This window comes from Agrobacterium sp. 22-214-1 (assembly GCF_053522465.1).
In genome coordinates, this window is the sequence record NZ_JBNWCK010000006.1 from 290,565 (window position 1) to 308,389 (window position 17,825).

Here is a 17,825-nt window from a genome sequence, read left to right on the forward strand (position 1 = left end):
GCTGGATGCCGGGTCAAGCCCGGCATGACGGACGGTGTCGGCCAAAACAGGGTATCCAGACCATGCAACTGCGCGCATTGATGTATTTCGACGAACTGGTCCGCACCAATTCCATGCGCGCCGCGGCGGAAAACCTGAATGTGGCACCGACAGCGGTGAGCCGGCAGATCGAGAACCTCGAATATTATTTCGGCTCGCCGCTGGTGGAGCGTTCCAGCCGCGGCGTGAAGCTGACGGCTGCGGGAGAGCTGCTCGCCGCCCGCGCCGGCAAGACGTTGCGGGAACTCGACCATGTTCATCAGCTCATCGACGATCTGAAGGGGCTTCAGCGCGGCCGGGTCACGGTCTATGCCAATGGCGCGACGGTGGCGAACCTTTTGGCGCCCGTGCTGGCGCAGTTCAGCCTGAAATATCCGAAGCTGCGCTTCGAGGTGCATATTACCAGCGCCCGGCAGGCAATGGAGGCGTTGGGTGCGGCGGAAGCGGATCTAGTCGTCAGCCTGTTCGCGCCGAAGCTTTCCGGCGTAAAAGTGCGCTCGCGCACCCGCATCAGCTACGATGCGATCTTCCCGGCCGGCCATGCGCTCGCCGCCCAGCCGGAAGTCTCGCTCAAAGAGCTGGCCAGCCTGCCGCTCGCCCTGCCGGACAAGAGTTTTGCCGCGCGTCAGGCCTTCGACACGCTGTTTGCCGATGCGGGCATCGAGCTTGATCCCGTCTTCATCACCAGCTCTTTGGAAATGCTGAAGGAACTGGTGCTGGGCCACGCCGCCGCCACGCTTTTGCCGGCGCTCTCGGTGGCGCGGGAAATCCGCAGCGGCCAGATGGTCGCCGTTCCGCTCTCCGGCAAGAAGGGCATCCACACCCAGATCGATCTCTGCGTTGCGCCCGACCGGCAATTGTCCTTCGCCGCCTCCAAGCTCGCCGATTTCATCGAGCGTTTCATGCGCGAGGCGACGGCGGGATAAGCGGGGCGGTTTGGTCTTTCCGCCCGGAAGGTTGATTTCCATCTGCATTTCCGTGTAGCCATTTCAGCTACACGGAGCACACAAAAATCGAGATTGTGTGTGCGCCTGCAACATGACACTCTTTTTGCAACGGGCGGTCTTCCGAGGGCAAAAATGCCCCGGCCGCCAGACAGGGGACAATGATGCCACGCACTTATCTTTCGCAGGCGGCAACGCTTTCGCGCCGTACCGCGCTGACCCTTGCCTTGGGCACGGCGCTCTGGCTGCCGCTTTCGGCAACGGTTGCCGAAGCCGCGCCGAAAACCGCGCTGACGCTTGGCATGGCCGTCGAGCCGGCCGGCCTCGATCCGACCATTGCCGCCCCCGTCGCCATCGGCCAGGTCACCTGGCAGAATGTCTTCGAAGGTCTGGTGAAGATCGACCGCGAAGGCAAGGTAAAGCCGCAGCTTGCCGAAAGCTGGGAAATTTCCCCTGATGGCAAGACCTATACGTTCAAGCTGCGCAAGGGCGTGACCTTCCATGATGGCGAGACCTTCGATTCCTCTGTCGCGAAATTTTCGCTGGATCGGGCGCGTGGCGAAAGCTCGGTCAATCCGCAGAAACGCTTCTTCGCCGCCATCGACAGTATCGAGACGCCGGATGCCGCAACGCTGGTGCTGAAGCTGAAGCAGCCGGCCGGCAGCCTTCTCTACTGGCTCGGCTGGCCGGCCTCCGTGATGGTGGCGCCGAAAAGCGCGGAGAATAACCGCACCACGCCAATCGGCACCGGCCCGTTCAAATTCGTGGCCTGGGCCAAGGGCGACAAGGTCGAGCTGCAGAAGAGCGACGCCTATTGGGACAAGGCCGTGGCGGTGAAGCTGGAGAAAGCGACCTTCCGTTTCGTCTCCGACCCGCAGGCGCAGGCCGCGGCGCTGAAATCCGGCGATATCGATGCCTTCCCGGAATTCGGCGCACCGGAACTGATGACCTCCTTCGATGGCGACGCGCGCCTCGGCACCTTCGTTGGCAATACCGAGTTGAAGGTCGTGGCCGGCATGAACAATGCCCGCAAGCCCTTTGACGACAAGCGCGTGCGTCAGGCGCTGATGATGGCGGTGGATCGCGGTACTGTCATTGAAGGCGCCTGGTCCGGCTTCGGCACGGCCATCGGCAGCCATTACACCCCGAATGACCGCGGCTATATCGATACAACGGGCGTTCACCCCTTTGATATCGACAAGGCCAAGGCGCTGCTTGCCGAAGCCGGTTATCCGGATGGTTTCAACTTCACCATCAAGGCCCCGCAAATGGCCTATGCCCAGCGCACCTCACAAATCCTGCAGGCGATGTTTGCCGAACTCGGCGTGACCATGACCATCGAGACCACCGAGTTTCCGGCGAAGTGGGTGGCGGATGTTCTCAAAGGCGCGGATTACGACATGACCATCGTTGCCCATGCGGAGCCGATGGATATCGATATCTACGCGCGCGATCCCTATTATTTCAATTACAAGAACCCGGCCTTCAACGAGGTCGTGGCGAATGTCGAAAAGACGGCGGATGCCGGCGAGCAGGAAAAACTCTATGGCGAAGCCCAGAAAATCCTCGCCGAGGACGTGCCGGCTCTCTTCCTTTTCGTCATGCCGAAACTCGGTGTCTGGGACAAGAAGGTGAAGGGGCTTTGGGAAAACGAGCCCATTCCCTCGAATGTGCTGACGGATGTGCATTGGGAAGAGTGACGTTTGTCGATAGCCGTTTCTTCCGTCATGCCGGTCCCCGGGTCGAGCCCGAGGATGATCCGGCATCCAGCCAGCCCAAGTCCTTGGGCTGAAAGGGCTCTCTCCGCCGCGCAGACGCGCGTCGGCTGGATTCCGGCTCAGGGCCGGAATGACGGGAGAGAGATAACTGGACCTTCGACCGCAGGCGAAACAAAGCAAGGAGAAGATGCCAGATGTTAGCCGTCCTCATCCGGCGTCTTTTAAGCCTCGTCATCACCCTGTTTGCCGTTTCCCTCATCATCTATGTCGTCATGGGCCTGCTGCCGGGCGATCCTGCCGCCATCATGCTCGGAACCTCGGCGAGCCCCGATACACTCGCGGCGCTGCAGAAGCAGATGGGCCTCGATCAGCCGCTGCCGCTGCGTTATCTCCACTGGCTGGCCGGCGTGTTCCGGGGCGATCTCGGGCAATCCTATACCTATGGCGTGCCGGTGGCGGGGCTGATCCTGGAGCGGCTGGCCGTTACCCTGCCGCTTGCGCTGCTGGCCGTCTGCCTTTCGGTGGCCATTGCCATTCCGCTCGGCGTGGCGGCGGCGAGGAGCCGCAACGGGGCGCTGGATTTTGCGGCCGGGCTGTTTTCGCATGTGGGCATTGCCGTGCCCGGTTTCTGGGTCGGCCTGCTGCTCATCATCGTCTTTTCCACCACGCTCGGCTGGATGCCATCAGGCGGTTTTCCCGGCTGGACGCCGAGCTTTTCAGCGGGTCTCACGGCGCTTATCCTCCCGGCGGTCGCGCTGGCGCTATCGCAGGCCGGAGTTCTTACACGCGTCTGCCGCTCCGCCGTGCTTGAAGTGATGAATGAGGATTTCGTGCGCACTGCCCGAGCCAAGGGCCTGAGCGAGCGGGTGGCGCTGTGGCGGCATGCGGTGCCGAATGCGATGATCCCTGTCGTCACCATGGTCGGCCTGCAATTCACCTTCCTCATTGCCGGCGCGGTGCTGGTGGAAAACGTCTTCAACCTGCCGGGTCTCGGGCGGCTTGCCTATCAGGCGCTGACCCAGCGCGATATCGTCGTCATGCAATCCGTCGTGCTGTTTTTCTCGGCGCTGGTGATCGTCATGAATTTCGTGGTCGATATCGCCTATCTCTTCATCGATCCAAGACTGCGGGCAGGTGCGCGATGATGCGATTGATCCGCCGCCGCCCCGCCTTTGCCGTCGGCATCGCCGTCACGGTCTTTCTGGTCGCAGTCGCCCTGCTGTCGCTGGTCTGGACGCCGGTGTCCCCCACCAAGATGCAGATCGTCCAGAAGCTGAAATCGCCCTTCGTTTATGGCGGCCTCGGCACGGACCATTTCGGCCGCGACGTGCTGTCCATGCTGATGGCCGGCGCGTGGAACTCGCTGTCGACCTCCATAGCCGCGGTCGCCATCGGCGCATTTATCGGCACGACCATCGGCGTTGCGGTTGCGGCGCTGCGCGGTTTCACCGAAACCGTGGTCATGCGCATCTGCGACATCATCTTCGCCGTGCCGCCCATCCTGTCGGCGATGATGCTCGGCGCTTTCATCGGCACGGGACGTTTTACCGCCATCATCGCCATCGCCACCTTCATGGTGCCGGTCTTTGCCCGGCTGACGCTGGGGGCGGCGTTGCAGATATGGTCGCGGGAATATGTCACCGCCGCCACCAGCATCGGCCAGAACCGCGCCAAGATCACGCTTTTCCACATCGTGCCGAATATTTCCAACCAGATCATCGTGCAGGTGACGATCCAGCTCGGTCTTGCGATATTGACGGAAGCTGGCCTTTCTTTCCTCGGTCTCGGCATGCCGCCGCCCGCCGCCACCTGGGGGCGGATGCTGGCCGATGCCCAGACCTATCTCGGCACGGCGCCCTGGCTCGCCATCATGCCCGGCCTTGCGATTGCGCTCGCCGTCTTCGGTCTCAATCTTCTCGGCGATGGCCTGCGCGATCTGCTGGACCCGCGCGATACCAGCTGACCGCTCAAAAAAGCTGTCGCCCTTATTTCCTGTTTTTCTGACGAGACGATGCCATGACCGATCTCATAGACCTCAACACGCTCGAAATCCTGGCGCTTTACCGGGATAAGAAGCTTTCGCCATCGGAATATTGGCAGGCGGTGGAAGCGCGTATCGATGCTTTCGAACCGGTGGTGAATGCGCTTTACGCCTATGATCCGGAAGATGCACGCAGGCAGGCGCTGGCCTCGACGGAACGTTGGCAAAAGGGCGAAACGCTCGGGCCCCTCGATGGCATTCCGGTCTCGCTGAAGGAATTGATCGCCACGAAAGGCCATCCGGTGCCGCTTGGCACCAAAGCGGTGGAACTGGTGCCCGCGGTTGAGGACGCGCCGGTGGCCGCCCGCTGCCGTGAGGATGGCGCGATTATTTACGCCAAGACCACCTGCCCGGATTACGGCATGCTCTCCTCCGGCCTTTCCAGTTTCCACAAGCTCAGCCGCAATCCGTGGGACCCCACCCAGAACCCCGGCGGCTCCAGCGCCGGTGCGGCCTCGGCCGGAGCTGCGGGTTATGGCACGCTGCATATCGGCACGGATATTGGCGGCTCGGTGCGGCTGCCGGCGGGGTGGACCGGCCTGTTCGGTTTCAAGCCAAGCCAGGGCCGCATCCCGGTCGATCCCTATTATACCGGCCGCTGCGCCGGACCGATGACCCGCACTGTTGCCGACGCCGCCTATGCCATGGCGACGCTTTCGCGGCCCGACTGGCGCGACGGCACCTCGCTGCCGCCCAACGATATCAACTGGATGAACCTCGATATTAATGTAAAGGGCCTGAAAATCGGCCTGATGCTGGATGCCGGCTGCGGCCTGCCGCTGGACGAAGAGGTGCGGGACGCCGTGCTCTCCGCCGCGAAACTGTTCGAGGCTGCCGGCGCCATCGTCATCCCGGTCGAGCCGGTGCTGACGCGGGAAATGCTGGATGGGCTGGACGATTTCTGGCGGGCGAAGTTCTGGGGCGACATGGCGGCGCTGAGCGCGGACCGTCGCGCCGCGATCCTTCCCTATATTCATGAATGGGCGCAGAAGGGGGCGGATATTTCCGGTTCGCGCGCCGTTTTCGGTTTCAACCAGACCATGGAAATGCGTAAGGTTTGCGGGCGGTTGATGCAGTCCGTTGATGCGGTGATTTCACCCGTCAATCCCATCGTGTCCTATCCGGCCGACTGGGCCTCGCCCACCAATGATCCCGAACTCCCCTTCGAGCATATCGCCTTCACGGTGCCGTGGAACATGTCGGAACAGCCGGCATCCTCGATCAATTGCGGCTTCTCCAGATCGGGAATGCCCATCGGCTTGCAGATCGTCGGGCCGCGTTACGAGGATCTGTTCGTGCTGAAGCTTTCAAAGGCCTTCGAGAATTGGGGCGGCGGTGTAAGACGCTGGCCGCAGCCGCCGCAGGCCCGCTGATCCACGTTTATCGGCCCTGTAGTATTGCCATAATACCCGCATCTCGATCCTGCCTGTTAGGGTGCCCAAAGGCATTCGAAAACGGGAGGAGCAGACATGCCAAAGAAGATTTTGATGATCGCCGGCGATTTCGCCGAGGATTATGAGACCATGGTGCCGTTCCAGACGCTGCTCGCGGTCGGCCACACGGTGCACGCCGTCTGCCCCGGCAAGAAGGCGGGCCAGACCATTGCCACGGCCATCCACGATTTCGAGGGCGACCAGACCTATTCGGAAAAACGCGGCCATAATTTCGCGCTCAACGCCACCTTCGCCGATATCAAGGTTGCGGATTATGATGCGCTGGTCATTCCCGGCGGCCGTGCGCCGGAATATCTGCGGCTCAACGCGGATGTGCTTTCGGCGGTGAAACATTTCTTCGAGGCCGACAAGCCGGTGGCCGCCGTCTGCCATGGTGCGCAATTGCTCGCGGCTGCGGGTGTCCTGAAGGGCCGCACCTGCTCGGCCTATCCCGCCTGCCGCCCGGAGGTGGAACTGGCTGGCGGCACCTATGCCGATATCGCCATCGATGCGGCGGTTACCGATGGCAAGCTGGTGACGGCGCCCGCATGGCCGGCGCATCCGGCCTGGCTTTCGCAATTCATGGCCGTGCTCGGCAAATAAGGCCGGCGAAACGGGGCTTTTTCCGGCCCCGTTTTCCGCCTATCTTTCAGGCGTGGTGAGGGAGGAAACCATGTGCAAGCTTTTCATCAAGGCAGACCCGACGCTTTGGGAGAGCCATACGCGGTCGCTCAGGATCGATGGCATGGTCACCAGCGTGCGGCTCGAGAATTTCTTCTGGGCGACGCTGGACGAGATCGCGCGGCGCGACGGCATGAACAGCGTGCAGCTTATCGCCAAGCTTTATAATGAATCGATCGATGCCGGGCACGATCTTGGCAATTTCACCTCGTTCCTGCGGGTTTGCTGCGGGCGTTATCTGGCGCTTCAGCTTTCCGGCGATATTCCGGCACGCAGCGATATTCCGATTGCGGCGCTGGATGCGGACAGCATTCTCGATGCGGAGCAGGTGAATTACCACTAGGCGGTCACAGTACACTCGACGTCATCCTCGGGCTTGTCCCGAGGATCTGCCGACGTATCGTTTTTTTCGACGTGATTAGATCCTCGGGACAAGCCCGAGGATGACGTGGGAATGGTTCCACGATTCCCCTCTCTCGCATTCTTCTCAACTCTTCAGCGCCCTTGGATCAAGCGCATCGCGCACGGCATCGCCAATGTAATTCACACTCAGAACCGTCAGCGAAATCGCCAGCCCGGGCCACAAAACGCGCGAGGGCGTCAGTTGCAGGAAGTTGGCGCCGTCGAACAGCAGCCGTCCCCAGGTCGGAAAATCGGAGGGGAAGCCGAGGCCGAGGAAGGAGAGCGCGGATTCCGTGATGATGGCGGCGGCAATGCCGAGCGTGGCCGAGACCATGATCGAGCTCAGCACATTCGGCAATATATGCCTGAGGATGATGCGGTATTCGCGCATGCCGCTCGATTTCGCCGCCATGATGAATTCCTGGCTTTTGATCGTCAGCACGTCGCCGCGCACGATACGGGCCGTATGCATCCAGCTGGTTATCCCGATCACGAACACGATCAGGATGAAGATGCCGGTTTCCGGTCCGAAGGCGGCGCGCAGCGTATCGCGAAACAGCATCAGGATGACGAGCAGCAGCGGCAAGAGCGGTAGCGCCAGGAACAGGTCGGTCAGCCGCATCAGCGGGCCGTCGAGCCTGCGGAAATAGCCAGACAGCACGCCCACCAGCGTTCCGAGAAACAGCGCCAGCAACATGGCGGTGATGCCGACGGCAAGCGAGATGCGCCCGCCGGCCAGAACCTGCGCCAGCATGTCCTTGCCGAGATTATCGGTGCCGAAAGGATGCGCGAGCGACGGCCACTGGTTGCGCGCCTTCACATTGATGGCGTTGGGCGCAACGGTGTGGATATAGGGGCCGACATAGACCGCCAGCAGGATGAAGACGAAGACGAAGAGGCCCGCCACGCCGCCCTTGTGAACGCGGAACTGTTTCCAGATATCGGCAAGGGCGGATTGTGTGGGGGTGGCCGCAACCGTCGGCGCTGCGATCGTGGCGTCAGTCATAGCGGATCCTCGGGTCGAGAATGCCGTATAGCACGTCGGCAATCAGGTTGAAGAGCACGATAAGCACCGCGAAAATGAAGGTGAGCGTCTGCACCAGCGGAATATCCGCACCCTGAACGGCGGTGATCAGCAATTGGCCAAGCCCGTTCACGCGGAAGATTTGCTCGGTGATGATGGCGCCGGAGAAGATGGTCGGCACGCCGAGCGCAATCACGGTCACCACCGGGATCAGGCTGTTGCGCAGCACGTGGATGAGCAGCACGGATTTTTCCTTCACGCCCTTGGCGCGTGCGGTGCGCACATAATCCTGATGCAGATTGTCGAGCATCGAGGCGCGCACGAAGCGGCTGATCTGCGAGACATTGTAGAGCGTCAGCACCAGCACCGGCAGGAACATCTGCTTCACCTGCGCCACGAAACTTCCCCAGTCGGTCACCTGAAGGTTGGTGTCATAAACGGAAGGGAACCATTGCAGGTAAGAGCTGAAGATGACCACCAGCAGCACGCCGGTAAAGAAGGTGGGCACCGAATAACCGACCATCGAAACGAAGGTGCCGATCTGGTCGAAGATCGAATATTGCTTATAGGCGGAAATGACGCCGATCGGGATGGCCAGCAGCGCACCGAAGAGATAGGCGAGGCCCACCACCCACAGTGTCTGCGGCATGCGCTGAATGACGAGATCGACCACCGGGCTGCGTGTCGCCCAGGAGAGTACCCGCATGCGGCTGCCATCGCCGATCTGCCAGCCGGTCAGCCTTTCAATGAGGTTCAGCGGTTCGTTGATGAAGAATTGCTGCAGCCACATCAGGTAGCGGATGAAGAAGGGCTGGTCGAGGCCGAGCGAGGCGCGGATTTGCTCACGCACTTCCGGCGGGATGGTGAGCGGCAGGTCACCGGTCGGGTCGTTCGGCGCAAGATCGAGCAGCGCGAAGATGACGAAGCTGATGACGAGCAGCGTCGGTACGGCAAAGGCTAGCCGCCGGAGCGTAAAGGTAAACATCTGAAACTCTCCAGACCCAGAGCGCGACAGGACGAAAATTGGGAGCGTTTTCGCCTTAACGCGGCAAATGTGTCTTCAGATCATGGTCCAGGGGCATGCAGAAGGCCGGCCTCTCCGGGGGGAGAAGCCGGCGCATCCGCGTGTTACTTCTTGCGGGACCAGTCCGCGACGTTCCAGAGTTCCGAATCCCAGGCATTCATGCGAACGCCTTCCAGCGTCAGCGAATGCGAGGAAACGCTGCCGCGGTGGATGAGCGGAATATGCGCGCCTTCCTCCGTCAGCATGTCGTTCAGCTGCTTTGAAATCTCCGCGCGCTTGGCAAGCTCGGCGGTCTTGGAGAGTTCACCCACCAGCTTGTCGAATTCCGGGTTGCAATAACGCGGAATATTCTGGCCCTGCCAGCCGTTTTCCGGGGCCGGGATCTTGTCGCACAGCCATTCCGCCAGATATTTTTCCGGGTCCGTGCCGTCGAAATTGTTGGTGTACATTTCGACGTCGGCATAAAATTTCTGGAAGGTATCCGGGCTTGCCGGGTCGCCGCCGAAGAAGACCGAGGCGCTGACATTGCGTAGTTCGGAGGCAACGCCGATCTGCGACCACATGTCCTTCACCAGTTCCTGCGTGGCCTGGCGAACCGAGTTGGTGGAGGTCTGGTAGAGGAAGGAGAGCTTCACGCCATCCTTGGCGCGGATGCCATCGGCGCCCTTCACCCAGCCGGCATCGTCCAGCAGCTTGTTTGCCCCTTCCACATCCTGCTTCAGGCACCAGCTGTCATTCTTGGTGGAAGCGACGGCTTCCGGAGCCGGCACGATGTTGCAGGTCGGCTTGCCCGCTTCGCCATAACCCGCTTCGTCGATGACATCGCGGTCGATGGCGAGCGACAATGCACGGCGCACGGCGGGATCGGAAAGGGCCGGGTGCGGGCCGGCCTGCTTGGTTGAGCGCTTGTCGCCCAGCGAAGGATCGGCATTGTACCAGTTAAGATTGATACGCTCGACCTGGGTGCCGAAGGCTGTCTCAAGCTTGCCTTTCCCGGCAGCCACCATGGTGGCGAGGATTTCCGGCTCCACCTGCATGTTCCAGGCATAGTCGAACTCGCCGGTTTCCAGCACGGCGCGTGCGGCGGAAGCGGCATCGCCGCCGCCCTTCAGGGTCGCCGTGGCGAAGGCGGGCTTGGCGGGGTCGCGGTAATTGGTGTTGGCGACGAAGCTGATCACGTCATTCGGCTTGAAATCCTTGACCACGAAGGGGCCGGTGCCGATGGGACCGAAATTGGCGGATGTGCAGCCGGGTGCGGCAGCGCCGACGCATTTTTCAAACTGCTTCTTCTGGATGACCGGCGATTGTGCGCCGACGAATGCGGAATAGGGGTAGGGTTTCGGTTCGGTGAAGCTGACCTTGACGGTGTGGGCGTCGACGGCCTCGACATTCTTCACGCCCTCATATTGCGCCGCCTGCGCGCAGCCGCCATCCGGTGCGGTGCAATATTTCCAGGTGAAAATAACGTCCTCGGCGGTGAGCGGCGTGCCATCCGACCATTTCACGTCGCTTTTCAGCTTCCAGGTCATGCTGAGCAAATCCTTCGCGACGCCGCCATTGTCGATCGTCGGAATTTCGGTGACCAGCATCGGCACCAGCTCGCCCTTTTCGTCGTAGCGCGCCAGCGGCTCAATCACCATGGACGAGCTGTAGACTTCCTTCGTGCCACCGGAAAGATAAGGATTAAGTGTCGATACGGCCTGCCAGAACAGGATTTTCAGTTCGCCGTCACTGCCACGCTCGGCATGGGCGGCAGAGCCTGCCAGGGCCATGGCCGCCACCGTGCTGGCAAAGAGAACGCTGCGCTTCTTCATTGTCGTTTTCCCCTTTTTGGATTTTATCTATTTGAATGTTTGACGCTTTTCCCGTCGTCATGTGCAAGGTCTTTTATTCTAAGTATTTGACTTTGCTAAGGAATATTCCTCCATTCCCGATGATGCTATTGTCAGTTTTTTTGAAAAGCAAGTCCCAATGTTTCTTTGATGAACAAAAATTGAGCCATTCAGTTTTGGGCCTATTTTTCGCTCATGCAGCAAATTTCATGCTTGCAAAACGAGAAATTCCAAACGCAATATGGCGTCCGACAACCCGGCGGGGAACAAAAAAAGGGAAAAAGAGAATGCCGATATTGAACCGTGTGGCTGAAATGCAGGAAGAAGTTGCCGGCTGGAGGCGCCATCTGCATGAACACCCGGAACTGCTCTACGATGTCTTCGAAACATCGAAATTCGTGGCCGAAAAACTCAAATCCTTCGGCTGCGACGTGGTCGAGACCGGCATCGGCAAGACCGGCGTGGTCGGCATCATCAAGGGCCGGCACGGGGATGGCCCGACCATCGGTTTCCGCTCCGACATGGACGCGCTGCCGATCCTTGAGACGAGCGGCAAGCCCTGGGCTTCGAAGACGCCGGGCAAGGCCCATTCCTGCGGTCATGACGGGCACACCGCCATGCTTCTGGGTGCGGCGCAATATCTGGCCGAGACCCGCAATTTCAAGGGCTCCGTGGCGGTGATCTTCCAGCCGGCGGAAGAGGGCGGCGCTGGCGCGCTCGCCATGCTGAACGACGGCATGATGGAGAAATTCGGCATTTCACAGGTCTATGGCATGCATAACGAGCCGGGCATTCCGGTCGGCAATTTCGCCATCCGCAAGGGATCGACCATGGCGGCGGCGGATAGTTTCGAAATCGTCATCACCGGCAAGGGCAGCCATGCGGCCGCCCCGCATCTTTCCATCGATCCGGTGCTGACCTCGGCGCATGTCATCATCGCCCTGCAATCCATCGTCTCGCGGGAGACGGATCCGCTGAAATCGCTGGTCGTCACCGTCGCCACCACCCATGGCGGCACGGCCGTCAATGTCATTCCCGGTGCAGTGACGCTGACGGGAACGGTGCGCACGCTGCTACCGGAAACCCGCGATTTTGCCGAAAAGCGCCTGAAGGAAGTGGCGACCGCCACCGCCATGGCGCATGGCGCCACCGTGGAGGTGAAATATCATCGCGGTTATCCCGTCACCTTTAACCACAGTGACGAGACCGAATTCGCGACCGGTGTGGCCATGGGCGTGGCCGGTGCGAACGCCGTCAACACCAATCCCAACCCGCATATGGGGGCCGAGGATTTCTCCTACATGCTGGAAGCGCGCCCCGGCGCCTTCATTTTCATCGGCAATGGCGATACTGCCGGGCTGCACAATGCGGCTTATGATTTCAACGACGATGCGCTGCCTTACGGCATCAGCTACTGGGTTTCGATGGCCGAAACCGCACTTGCTGCGTAAGACATCCGGCGGCCTTCATGGCCGCCTTTTGCTTTTCAGGAGATCGGCATGCTTTTGGCGGCGACGTCCATGGAACAGACCGGCGGTTCGGTAAGCCCGGTTTTATCGGTTCAAAATCTCACCACATCCTTCCGCGTCGATGGCGGCTGGAAATCCGTGGTCCGCAATATGAGTTTCGAGATCGCGCCGCGCGAAACGGTGGCGATCGTCGGCGAGAGCGGCTCCGGCAAAAGCGTCACCTCGCTCTCCATCATGCGGCTGCTCGATAAAAAGACGAGCCGGATCGAAGGCAAGGTCATGCTCGGCGGGCGCGACCTGCTGGCGCTGCCGGAAGAGGAGATGCGCAAGGTTCGCGGCAAGGACATTTCGATGATCTTCCAGGAGCCGATGACCAGCCTCAACCCGATCTTCCCGATCGGCAAGCAGATCGCCGAAGCGCTGACCGTGCATCAGGATATTTCCTCCTCTGCCGCAAAGGCCGAGGTCATCCGGCTTCTGGAAAAAGTCCGCATTCCCAATGCGAAGAACCGTTTCGACGATTATCCGCACCAGTTTTCCGGCGGCATGCGCCAGCGCGTGATGATCGCCATGGCGCTCGCCTCCAAACCAAAATTGCTGATCGCCGACGAGCCGACAACGGCGCTCGACGTCACCATTCAGGGCCAGATTCTCGACCTCATCAAGACGCTGCAGGAAGAGGAGGGCATGTCGGTCCTGTTCATCACCCATGATATGGGCGTGGTGGCGGAAGTCTCGGACCGCACCATCGTCATGTTCCGCGGCGATGTGGTGGAAACCGGCACCACCGACGACATCTTCCATCGCGGCCGCCACCCTTATACGCGGGCGCTGCTTTCGGCGGTGCCGAAGCTTGGCTCGATGAAGGAGAGGGTGCTGCCGGCCCGTTTCCCGATCATCGATATCAAGACCGGCGAAAGCCAGCCCGTTGCGGAGGTGAAGGACACGGTCTCCGGCGGCCGCACGCCCATTCTTTCGGTCAAGGACCTCACCACCCGTTTCGATATCCGCACCGGCTTTTTCGGCCGCAAATCCGGGGCCGTGCATGCGGTGGAAAAGGTCTCCTTCGATCTCGCCGAGGGCGAAACCCTGTCTCTCGTGGGCGAATCGGGCTGCGGCAAGTCCACCACGGGCCGCTCCATCACCCGGCTGATCGAGCCGACATCCGGCAATGTCATGCTCGATGGCTACGAGGTGCTGAAGCTCGACAAGACGACGCTGCGCACCATGCGCCGCAGCGTGCAGATGATCTTCCAGGACCCTTTCGCCTCGCTCGATCCGCGCATGAGCATCGGCACCGCAATCATGGAGCCCTTTATCGAGCATCGCCTCGGAACCAAGCAGCAGGCCCGCGAAAAGGCGGCCGATCTTCTGGAAAAGGTGGGCTTGAGCCCGGATATGATGCGGCGCTTCCCGCATGAATTTTCCGGCGGTCAGCGCCAGCGCATCGCCATTGCCCGCTCGCTGATGCTCGATCCCAAGGTCATCGTTGCCGACGAGGCGGTCTCGGCGCTCGATGTTTCCATCAAGGCGCAGGTCTGCAACCTGCTGCTCGACCTGCAACAGAGCCTCAACCTCGCCTTCCTGTTCATCAGCCATGACATGGCGGTGGTGGAGCGCGTCAGCCATCGTGTGGCGGTGATGTATCTCGGCGAGATCGTGGAAATCGGCCCGCGTGCGGCGGTTTTCGACAATCCGCAGCATCCCTATACGAAAAAGCTCATGTCCGCCGTTCCGGTGCCGGACCCGGCGCGGCGGCAGATCCGGCGCAACATGGCGACCGACGAGATCAAAAGCCCGATCCGGCCAGTGGACTACGTGCCGCCGCAGCGCCATTACCGTGAGGTTTCCGCAGGGCATCTGGTGCAGGAAGCGGCGTGATTGAGGGTACGGGCATAAACCCAGCATCGTCACCCCGGACTTGATCCGGGGTCCAGCGCGATCAAGTCCTTGATCGCAAGAGACTCTTCTCACGGCGCAGACGCGCCGTGGCTGGATTCCGGCTCAAGGCCGGAATGACGGAAAAATAACGACACGGACGTATAAGCCGTCAGTCACCTTTCCTCATCCGCCGATTTTCGCGCCGTATAGTCTTTCCGCCCATCCGCCGTTTGACAGCCGACGCAAAAAAATGCCAGCAAATGCGCAAGCATAATTCTCAAAGGGCAGCGGCATGGCCAGACGAAACGACGCACATGGACGGCTGGACGATGCGGCCCGTGCCGGCTGGCTTTATTATGTCGCGGGCCGCACGCAGGATGAGATCGCCGCCGCCATGGGCATTTCCCGGCAATCGGCGCAGCGGCTTGTGTCGCTTGCCGTCGCCGAGCGGTTGATCAAGGTCCGGCTCGATCACCCCATCGCCGCCTGTCTCGAAAAAGCTGAACGCCTCAAGGAAAAATTCGACCTGAAATATATCGAGGTGGTGCCGAGCGATCCGGCCGGCGTCTCTTCGACTGTCGGCATTGCCGAAGCCGGCGCGGCGGAAATCGAGCGCTGGCTGAAAAATGCCGATCCCATCGTGCTCGCCATCGGCACCGGCCGTACCTTGAAGGCCGCTGTCGACCAGCTGCCGCCGATGGAGTGCCCGCAGCACCGCATCGTGTCGCTGACGGGCAATATCGGACCGGATGGCTCGGCCGCCTATTATAACGTCATCTTCAGCATGGCCGATGCCATCAAGGCGCGGCATTTCCCAATGCCGCTGCCGGTCCTGTGCTCTTCTGCGGAAGAGCGCGAATTGCTGCACGACCAGTCCATGGTGCGCTCCACGCTGGCGCTGGGTTCTGCGGCCAATGTCACCTTCGTCGGTGTCGGCGAACTTGGCGAAAACGCACCGCTCTGCGTCGATGGTTTCCTCGGCGTGGATGAGATGAAGGCGTTGATGGCCAGCGGTGCCGTCGGCGAGATTTGCGGCTGGATGTATGATGCCAATGGCCGCATTCTCGAGCATTCCGTCAACGAGCGCGTCGCCTCCGTTCCCATCCCTTCAAGAGACACCTGCACCGTCATCGGCATGGCGCAGGGCGCACGCAAGAACGCCTCGATTCTGGCGGCGCTGAGGGGCGGTCTGCTGAACGGCCTCATCACCGACGAAGTCACGAGCGAATATTTGCTCACTCACTGAGCAAAAATTAAACACATAAAATCAATGGCTTGGTTTTTCCATGTGCGTCGCAGCACAGGATGTCGCTTGACTTTTTTGCCAATGAGGTGAGTAAATGCCCTAGAGCAAAGCGAATGCTCATCATTTTTCTTCTGGGAGGAAGATATGACATTGAAGACCATTTTGCTGGGCGCATGCTCGGCACTCGCCTTTTCGACCCTTGCTTCCGCCGAGACGCTGACCATCGCGACCGTGAACAACGGCGACATGATCCGCATGCAGGGTCTGACCTCGGACTTCACCACCAAGAACCCCGACATCAAGGTCGAGTGGGTGACGCTTGAAGAAAACGTCCTGCGTGAGCGCGTGACGACCGATATCGCCACCAATGGCGGCCAATACGACATCATGACCATCGGTAACTACGAAGTGCCGATCTGGGCCAAGCAGGGCTGGTTGCTGCCGCTCGAGAAGCTCGGCGACAAATATGACGTCGACGATCTGCTGCCGGCGATCCGCGGCGGTCTCTCCAGCGAAGGCAAGCTTTACGCCGCGCCCTTCTATGGCGAATCCGCCATGATCATGTATCGCAAGGACCTGTTCGAAAAAGCCGGCCTGAAGATGCCCGATAGCCCGACCTGGGAATTCATCGGCGACGCCGCCCGCAAGATCACCGACCGCAAGGCCGATATCAACGGCATCTGCCTGCGCGGCAAGGCCGGCTGGGGCGAAAACATGGCCTTCATCAGCGCGCTCACCAATTCCTTCGGCGGCCGCTGGTTCGATGAAAACTGGAAACCGCAGTTCGATCAGCCGGAATGGAAGAGCTCGCTGCAGTTCTACGTCGATCTGATGAAGGATGCCGGCCCGTCCGGTGCATCCTCCAACGGCTTCAACGAAAACCTGACGCTGTTCCAGCAGGGCAAATGCGGCATGTGGATCGACGCTACGGTCGCTGCTTCCTTCGTTTCAAACCCGAAGGATTCCACCGTTGCCGACAAGGTCGGTTACGCCATCTTCCCGACCCATGGCGAGCTGAAGAACCACGGCAACTGGCTGTGGTCGTGGAACCTCGCGATCCCGAAGAGCTCGCAGAAGGCGGAAGCGGCCGAGAAGTTCATCTCCTGGGCGACCAGCAAGGAATATACCGAGCTCGTCGCGTCCAAGGAAGGCTGGGCAAACGTGCCTCCGGGCACCCGCACCTCGCTTTACAAGAATGCCGAGTATGAAAAGGCCGCCGCCTTCGCCAAGCCGACGCTTGCCGCGATGGATGCCGCTGACATCACCAAGCCGACCGTAAAGCCCGTGCCTTACACCGGCGGCCAGTTCGTGGCGATCCCTGAATTCCAGGCGCTCGGCACCACGGTCGGTCAGCTGTTCTCGGCGGTCGTTGCCGGTCAGTCCAGCGTTGACGATGCGCTTGCGGGCGCTCAGTCGACAGCGACGCGTGAAATGACCCGCGCCGGTTACATCAAGTAATCCTCCCGAAGATCGCTGTCCGGCGCCAATGCCGGGCAGCGAACCTTGGGGACGGCAAGCCGCCGGTCTGTACGGCGGCGTTTAAGCCCTTCAAATCAAAACAAGAATGAGCCGGTTCTTCCGGATATGCCGGGCGCATGTCGTGACGCCCAGGCCCAAGGGGAGGTGAGTGCAATGGCAACCCGAAACACAAGCGGATTAGCGCGGGTCATGCTAGCGCCATCGGTGCTGTTGTTGCTGGTGTGGATGATCGTGCCTCTGGCGATGACGCTTTGGTTCTCGTTCCAGAACTACAATCTCCTCAACCCGGCCAATGTCAGCTTCGCCGGTCTGTTCAATTACCAGTATTTCTACACCGATCCGGCCTTCTTCCAGTCGATCTGGAACACGCTTTTGATCGTCGGCGGCGTGCTGTTGATCACGGTGGTTGGCGGCATCGCCATTGCGCTCCTGCTCGACAATGACATTTTCGGCCAGGGCATCGTGCGCATCATGATCATCTCGCCCTTCTTCGTCATGCCGCCTGTCGCAGCTTTGGTGTGGAAGAACATGATCATGCATCCCGGTTACGGCGTGCTTGCCGATCTTTCCCGCTTCTTCGGTTTCCAGCCGGTCGACTGGTTTGCGCAGTTT

15 protein-coding genes are annotated in these 17,825 nt (G+C 60.7%); 12 read left to right on the top strand and 3 right to left on the bottom strand.

Features of this window, described 5'->3' with window-relative positions; translation table 11 throughout:
• Positions 1-62: 62 nt before the first annotated feature.
• The 7 genes from ACQZ5G_RS20800 (at position 63) to ACQZ5G_RS20830 (ending at position 7,199) form a co-directional block, all read left to right on the top strand.
• A complete protein-coding gene (locus tag ACQZ5G_RS20800; RefSeq protein ID WP_065655290.1) occupies positions 63-965 on the top strand; it encodes a LysR family transcriptional regulator in 903 nt (300 codons plus the stop codon).
• Between the two features lie 182 nt (positions 966-1,147).
• Positions 1,148-2,683 (top strand): ABC transporter substrate-binding protein, encoded by a 1,536-nt coding sequence (locus ACQZ5G_RS20805; protein WP_448738260.1) that lies wholly within the window; start codon positions 1,148-1,150, stop codon positions 2,681-2,683.
• A 212-nt stretch (positions 2,684-2,895) separates the two neighbouring features.
• On the top strand, positions 2,896-3,846 hold the full coding sequence (locus tag ACQZ5G_RS20810; protein WP_448738261.1) for an ABC transporter permease: 951 nt from the start codon (positions 2,896-2,898) through the stop codon (positions 3,844-3,846).
• Positions 3,843-4,664 (top strand): ABC transporter permease, encoded by an 822-nt coding sequence (locus ACQZ5G_RS20815; RefSeq protein ID WP_003499034.1) that lies wholly within the window; start codon positions 3,843-3,845, stop codon positions 4,662-4,664. The genes ACQZ5G_RS20810 and ACQZ5G_RS20815 overlap by 4 nt, the downstream gene beginning before the upstream one ends.
• Before the next feature lie 53 nt (positions 4,665-4,717).
• Positions 4,718-6,115, top strand: a complete 1,398-nt coding sequence (locus ACQZ5G_RS20820) for an amidase (RefSeq protein WP_448738262.1) — start codon at positions 4,718-4,720, stop codon at positions 6,113-6,115.
• A 96-nt stretch (positions 6,116-6,211) separates the two neighbouring features.
• Positions 6,212-6,778, top strand: coding sequence for a DJ-1/PfpI family protein (locus ACQZ5G_RS20825; protein WP_003523156.1), 567 nt, complete (start codon positions 6,212-6,214; stop codon positions 6,776-6,778).
• Between the two features lie 70 nt (positions 6,779-6,848).
• Positions 6,849-7,199, top strand: coding sequence for a ribbon-helix-helix domain-containing protein (locus ACQZ5G_RS20830; RefSeq protein ID WP_003523157.1), 351 nt, complete (start codon positions 6,849-6,851; stop codon positions 7,197-7,199).
• Positions 7,200-7,343: 144 nt separating this feature from the next.
• Here the strand turns inward: ACQZ5G_RS20830 and ACQZ5G_RS20835 are convergent, their stop codons facing one another.
• From ACQZ5G_RS20835 to ACQZ5G_RS20845, 3 genes are all read right to left on the bottom strand, one after another.
• Entirely contained in the window at positions 7,344-8,264 is a 921-nt protein-coding gene (locus tag ACQZ5G_RS20835) for an ABC transporter permease (RefSeq protein ID WP_003523158.1), read from the bottom strand.
• The gene (locus tag ACQZ5G_RS20840; protein ID WP_020813216.1) at positions 8,257-9,267 is read right to left on the bottom strand and encodes an ABC transporter permease; all 1,011 of its coding nucleotides are present in this window, start codon (positions 9,265-9,267) and stop codon (positions 8,257-8,259) included. The genes ACQZ5G_RS20835 and ACQZ5G_RS20840 overlap by 8 nt, the downstream gene beginning before the upstream one ends.
• A gap of 143 nt (positions 9,268-9,410) precedes the next feature.
• A complete protein-coding gene (locus ACQZ5G_RS20845) occupies positions 9,411-11,120 on the bottom strand; it encodes a peptide ABC transporter substrate-binding protein (protein WP_080853592.1) in 1,710 nt (569 codons plus the stop codon).
• 305 nt (positions 11,121-11,425) lie between these two features.
• On the opposite strand from ACQZ5G_RS20845, the gene ACQZ5G_RS20850 reads away from it, so the two are divergent.
• The 5 genes from ACQZ5G_RS20850 to ACQZ5G_RS20870 all read left to right on the top strand — a co-directional run.
• Positions 11,426-12,589: a M20 aminoacylase family protein gene (locus ACQZ5G_RS20850; protein WP_020813214.1), complete on the top strand. Its 1,164-nt coding sequence runs from the start codon at positions 11,426-11,428 to the stop codon at positions 12,587-12,589.
• Positions 12,590-12,637: 48 nt separating this feature from the next.
• Positions 12,638-14,488 (top strand): ABC transporter ATP-binding protein, encoded by a 1,851-nt coding sequence (locus tag ACQZ5G_RS20855; RefSeq protein ID WP_448738263.1) that lies wholly within the window; start codon positions 12,638-12,640, stop codon positions 14,486-14,488.
• Between the two features lie 292 nt (positions 14,489-14,780).
• The gene (locus tag ACQZ5G_RS20860; RefSeq protein WP_020813212.1) at positions 14,781-15,734 is read left to right on the top strand and encodes a sugar-binding transcriptional regulator; all 954 of its coding nucleotides are present in this window, start codon (positions 14,781-14,783) and stop codon (positions 15,732-15,734) included.
• Between the two features lie 144 nt (positions 15,735-15,878).
• Complete coding sequence (locus ACQZ5G_RS20865; RefSeq protein ID WP_003524929.1) at positions 15,879-17,192, top strand: ABC transporter substrate-binding protein; 1,314 nt, start codon at positions 15,879-15,881, stop codon at positions 17,190-17,192.
• A gap of 174 nt (positions 17,193-17,366) precedes the next feature.
• A partial coding sequence (locus ACQZ5G_RS20870) for a carbohydrate ABC transporter permease (RefSeq protein ID WP_448738264.1) occupies positions 17,367-17,825 on the top strand: 459 nt, incomplete at its 3' end.

Coding starts and splice junctions, on each gene's coding strand:
- ACQZ5G_RS20800 (WP_065655290.1), top strand. CDS start 63: ATGCAACTGCGCGCATTGATGTATTTCGACGAACTGGTCCGCACCAAT.
- ACQZ5G_RS20805 (WP_448738260.1), top strand. CDS start 1,148: ATGCCACGCACTTATCTTTCGCAGGCGGCAACGCTTTCGCGCCGTACC.
- ACQZ5G_RS20810 (WP_448738261.1), top strand. CDS start 2,896: ATGTTAGCCGTCCTCATCCGGCGTCTTTTAAGCCTCGTCATCACCCTG.
- ACQZ5G_RS20815 (WP_003499034.1), top strand. CDS start 3,843: ATGATGCGATTGATCCGCCGCCGCCCCGCCTTTGCCGTCGGCATCGCC.
- ACQZ5G_RS20820 (WP_448738262.1), top strand. CDS start 4,718: ATGACCGATCTCATAGACCTCAACACGCTCGAAATCCTGGCGCTTTAC.
- ACQZ5G_RS20825 (WP_003523156.1), top strand. CDS start 6,212: ATGCCAAAGAAGATTTTGATGATCGCCGGCGATTTCGCCGAGGATTAT.
- ACQZ5G_RS20830 (WP_003523157.1), top strand. CDS start 6,849: ATGTGCAAGCTTTTCATCAAGGCAGACCCGACGCTTTGGGAGAGCCAT.
- ACQZ5G_RS20835 (WP_003523158.1), bottom strand. CDS start 8,264: ATGACTGACGCCACGATCGCAGCGCCGACGGTTGCGGCCACCCCCACA.
- ACQZ5G_RS20840 (WP_020813216.1), bottom strand. CDS start 9,267: ATGTTTACCTTTACGCTCCGGCGGCTAGCCTTTGCCGTACCGACGCTG.
- ACQZ5G_RS20845 (WP_080853592.1), bottom strand. CDS start 11,120: ATGAAGAAGCGCAGCGTTCTCTTTGCCAGCACGGTGGCGGCCATGGCC.
- ACQZ5G_RS20850 (WP_020813214.1), top strand. CDS start 11,426: ATGCCGATATTGAACCGTGTGGCTGAAATGCAGGAAGAAGTTGCCGGC.
- ACQZ5G_RS20855 (WP_448738263.1), top strand. CDS start 12,638: ATGCTTTTGGCGGCGACGTCCATGGAACAGACCGGCGGTTCGGTAAGC.
- ACQZ5G_RS20860 (WP_020813212.1), top strand. CDS start 14,781: ATGGCCAGACGAAACGACGCACATGGACGGCTGGACGATGCGGCCCGT.
- ACQZ5G_RS20865 (WP_003524929.1), top strand. CDS start 15,879: ATGACATTGAAGACCATTTTGCTGGGCGCATGCTCGGCACTCGCCTTT.